Annotated in this window: 3 protein-coding genes; all 3 read right to left on the bottom strand. The window is 37.2% G+C overall.

What is annotated here, in order from left to right; all coding sequences use genetic code 11:
- The coding region (locus tag HGC4_RS14640) for a hypothetical protein (RefSeq protein ID WP_082204195.1) at nt 1-964 on the bottom strand (964 nt) is incomplete at its 3' end.
- A 21-nt stretch (nt 965-985) separates the two neighbouring features.
- Nucleotides 986-2,209 (bottom strand): hypothetical protein, encoded by a 1,224-nt coding sequence (locus HGC4_RS14635; RefSeq protein WP_050710883.1) that lies wholly within the window; start codon nt 2,207-2,209, stop codon nt 986-988.
- Between the two features lie 26 nt (nt 2,210-2,235).
- Entirely contained in the window at nt 2,236-3,453 is a 1,218-nt protein-coding gene (locus HGC4_RS14630; RefSeq protein WP_050710882.1) for a hypothetical protein, read from the bottom strand.
- Between the last annotated feature and the right edge of the window lie 1,058 nt (nt 3,454-4,511).

The raw sequence follows: 4,511 nt of genomic DNA, 5'->3' as shown, positions 1-4,511 counted from the left end.
CCGCACCACCACTGGCTGAGGTTCCACTAAAAGTATGAGTATGAGCTCCAGCAGTAGCTGTGGTTCTAGTTACTTGTCCACTTTTCATATTAAAGTCAGAGCTATATCCGCCACTATCCTTAGTGGTATTAGCCCGTGTCGGTTGATTATAACCATGCACATGTGCTCCATTATTAGTAGAAGTAGCACTAAAAGTATGCGTATGGGCTGTATTAGTTGATGTTAAACTGAGTGAATGTTGATGCCCCACTGAAGCCGAAGTTGCAGATAAAGTATGTGTATGACCTCCATTATCTGAAGATGTAGCACTAAAAGTATGTGTATGAGCTCCATTGCTTGATGTTGTAGTATTTATAGTACTACTTAGGGATATATTAGGAAGATTCTCTCTAGTTATTGTCTTTACATTACTACCACCAATGCTACCTAGCGTCTCTGCTCCCGTTTTGCTCTTTAATACTCTATCACGACTATCAGGAAGTGCTGTGGCAAAACCCAATGATTTTGCGGCAGTCTGAACATTAGCAGGAAAAGCAGTAATAGCTCTTCCATCTAATAAATACCAGCCATCATGGTCTGAAGTCTGGAAAGAGTTTTTTACACGTCCTAAGACAGTCTTGTAGTCATGTACTCCCAATTTGATCCAAACACTACCATTAAAGAAATAATATCCTGGCAATGTAATATTAGCTCTCTGTCCTGTTTTATTACCAGTAGAAGCATCTGTTATATAAACAATAGTACCTACCTGATCTGCTCCATAAAGAACATCACCCTTATTGGTCAACTGAGATAAAGTGAGGCGTGGAGCCTGTATCCCGTCTATATTACTCGTAACATTAGTTGACATTACATCTAAGGTAGAAGCCGGAGATTTTGTATTAATTCCAACTTGCCCAAAAACTGAACTACTCAATAGTAGACTGAATGATATGTGTACCCAAAATAAAATTTGCTGTTTCATCTCGAAAATTTAAATGATATATTATTTACCCAAATAAATAAATGTATTTACAACAACATAAGCAGGTCTGTTATTTAACAATTTGCCTGCTCCCCCTAAAGGAATAGTTGTATTTGCCGAAAACGTGTGTGTGTGAGCTCCAACTGACACCAATGTACCACTGATAGCATGCGTATGAGCTCCATTATTAGCCAATGTTGCAGCAATAGCATGTGCGTGAGCATCAGCCGAAGCCAATGTTCCTGTAACAGGATGCGTGTGCCCGCCACCCGAAGTAAGAGTGGCACTAAGCGTATGTGTATGAGCTCCTGCACTACTGGTATTATGCCTCGTTAAGGCATTATAGTTATAAAGAGCTGCCGTACCTCTACTATCTCCTCTATCAACATCGTTTATTACCTGAATATTTTCTCCCGTATGTCGGTGATTACCAGCTGAGGCTAGGGTACCGCTCGTTCCATGTGTATGCCCTCCGCCAGAAGCTAATGTTCCACTAACCCCATGCGCATGAGCTCCTCCTGCAGCCAATGTTCCTGTGACGATATGCGAGTGATCTCCTCCAGTAGCTAATGTATTACTCACAGCATGTGTATGGGCTCCATTATTAGCAGCCGAACCATTAAATGTCCCCACTAAATTAATATTCGGCAGATTTGCTGTTGATATAGCCAAATCATTTATACCGCCTGTACTCATTATAACTTCAGTTCCTGTTTTTGGTTTCAGTACTCTATCACGAGCATCGGGAAGAGTAGTTGCAAATCCTAAGTTTTTAGCTGCTTGCTGAATATTAGCCGGAAGACTAGTTATCGCTCTCCCATCAAGCAAATACCATCCTTCATAATCTGATGGAGCGAACGAGTTTATTACATCACCCAGCTTTGCAACATTGGGGAAAGTAAATTGTTGCCAAACATTTCCATCAAAATAATAATAACCAACCTTAGTAATATTTACTCTTTGACCAGTTTTATTACCTCCCGATATGTCTGTAATATAAATAATAGTACTTTTCTGATTGGCTCCATACAACGAATTGCCTTTTGCTGTAAGCTGAAGTAGAGTCAAACGCGGAGCTTGTATGCCATCTGCTACATTCACTTCATTAAATGCAGTTACATCTAGTGTAGACTTAGGAAGGGGTGTATTAATACCTACTTGTGCCACAGATAAGCTATTAACAGACAAATAAGCTAATACGATATGTAAAAATAAAATCTTATATTTCATACTTTTCAATTTCATAAATAAATAATATTTAGACACTCACCTTATTGCCCTAAATAAACATATGCATTCACTACTAAATAGGCAGACCTGTTGGAAAGAGCTATTCCACTGCCTCCCAAAGGAAAATTTGCATTTCCACTCAGTGTATGATTGTGCGCACCTGAACTCTCCGAAGTTGTACTAAATGTATGGTTATGTGCAGTACTAGTAGAAGTTCCATCATAAGCATGGGTATGAGATGTAGATGCAGCATTTCCCGAATAAGTGTGAGTATGAGCATTATTAGAGGATGTGGCACTAAAAGTATGAGTGTGAGCTCCTGCTGCATCAATCTGGTTATTAGTCGGAACGTCTACACTCACCTTAGAAACCAAAGGTCCCCTATCTTTTGTTGTTGCTCTTGGAGGTGCCAGATAAGTATGGGTATGATTTCCTGTATTACTTGATGTCCCACTGAATGGGTGTGTATGAGCTGCTCCACCATTTCCTGAAGCTATACTACTCAAAGTATGAGTGTGAGCTGCCCCTCCACTAGCCGAAGTACCACTGAAAGTATGATTATGAGCTGAGCCTCCGCTTGCCGACGTCCCGCTGAAAGTATGAGTATGAGACGCCCCTCCACTAGCCGAAGTACCACTAAAGCTACCTGATAAGTTAAGATTAGGTAAGTTTGCTTCTGCAATAGTGAATGTGTTGGTTCCACCAATAACTCCAACAGCTTCGGTTCCTGTCTTAGTCTTAAGAAAACGGTCTCTAGTATCTGGTAGATTATTTGTAAAACCAAGTTTCTGCGCTATTGGTCGTAAATTTGCAGGAAGACTCGCGACAGTTCTCCCATTCATTAAATACCATCCATCATGATCTGTTTCAACAACCGAATATTTAATATCACCAGACAATACCTTCGGCTCTGGAATTCCCAGATTTTGCCAAAAACTTCCATCAAAATAATAATACCCCGGAGAAGAAATATTTACCCGTTGTCCGGTTCTATCTCCTCCCGATACATTCGTTATATAAATCAGTGCCCCTATCTGATTAGCTCCATACAAAGAACTTATTTTGGCTGTTAATGCAGCTAAAGTTAAACGGGGAGCCTGAATGCCTGCAACCCTATTGGCTTCGATACTACCTTCTATATCTAGTGTAGAATGAGGTGTTGCTGTATTAATACCAATCTGCGCAAAAGCGAACGTTGAAATGGAAAAAATTCCAGTCAACAATATTCCTTTTTTTATACTAATAAAATCTATAATCATAACCTGTTGACGTTTTTATAGAACAATATCTCAAATGAAGAGTCTTATTTATGATGAGCGTATAATTCATCTAGCTAATCTTTTTTGTAGTATCTGCATTCGGATCAATATGAAAAATCTCTAAAGATCACTTCGTGTTAATACTTATCTGTCTCAGAAAGAATTTAACGATATATGCAGATTAATTCTGACTATTTTCTTCGTTTATTGATTGTTGTTTAGTTGTTGTTTTTTATAAATTGCAATTAACACCTTAGCGCTAATCTTCCAAGTATGTCATCCATCTCATGATTTATTAATAAAAACTCATTGAGAAGTTAAACGACGAAAAGCTCCAAAATATTCACTACAGCTAGCCTGTAGTACATATCTGCTTTTTCTTCGATGCACACATAGATTCAGAACAGCAAGAAAAATAGAGCTCACGATTGCTAAACCAATTGCTGAGGACAGTAGATTTCTGATATATAGTCGCTGTGATGATTTTTAGCATTAGCCGCTTGTTCCAGATTGAAGCTATCTTTATTTCTATAGGAGTGAAATGTATAGACGTTAAAAATCGTTTCAGGAAATAGCTCTCGAGAAATATATTCTTTAGAAAAATAGAATCATCAATAGATATGAGACTACCATTTATTTCATTTACAACAGGAGAGCATTTTGCTTCCGAAATAATTTGATTAACAATTAAGTAAATTGATAAAAAATTAAATGTTGTAGATGTAAATCTCCACATAATAATTTTCATAAATCTAACTTTGTTAGAAAAATAATTAAATAAAAAAGGAAAAAAACGTTAGATAAGGCAGGCTAGTTAATGGTCGTTTTACGTATAAAAAAATGCCTTATGTATACAAAAAAATATTTTTTGGTGTGACAAATGTATGTATTTTTATTCGAAAAACGTATTTTAAACGCATTAAAAAATTAAAAAACAAATAATTACCTTTCTGTTTAGTGACATAATGACTTTAATTGACAGAATCTAAACCGTTAATATAGAGGCTCAAATTTTCATGACAAGATGTTAAATTATTATGTCTTGTAATTAATGAATT

This window comes from Dysgonomonas sp. HGC4 (assembly GCF_001261715.1).
In the GTDB taxonomy this organism is placed as follows: Bacteria; Bacteroidota; Bacteroidia; order Bacteroidales; family Dysgonomonadaceae; genus Dysgonomonas_A.
Note: the sequence above shows the minus strand (reverse complement) of the source record. Positions and strands in the feature narration are given on the sequence as shown.

What these genes read in the sequence shown, in the direction of transcription:
- HGC4_RS14635 (WP_050710883.1), bottom strand. Translation starts at nt 2,209, where the DNA reads ATGAAATTGAAAAGTATGAAATATAAGATTTTATTTTTACATATCGTA.
- HGC4_RS14630 (WP_050710882.1), bottom strand. Translation starts at nt 3,453, where the DNA reads ATGATTATAGATTTTATTAGTATAAAAAAAGGAATATTGTTGACTGGA.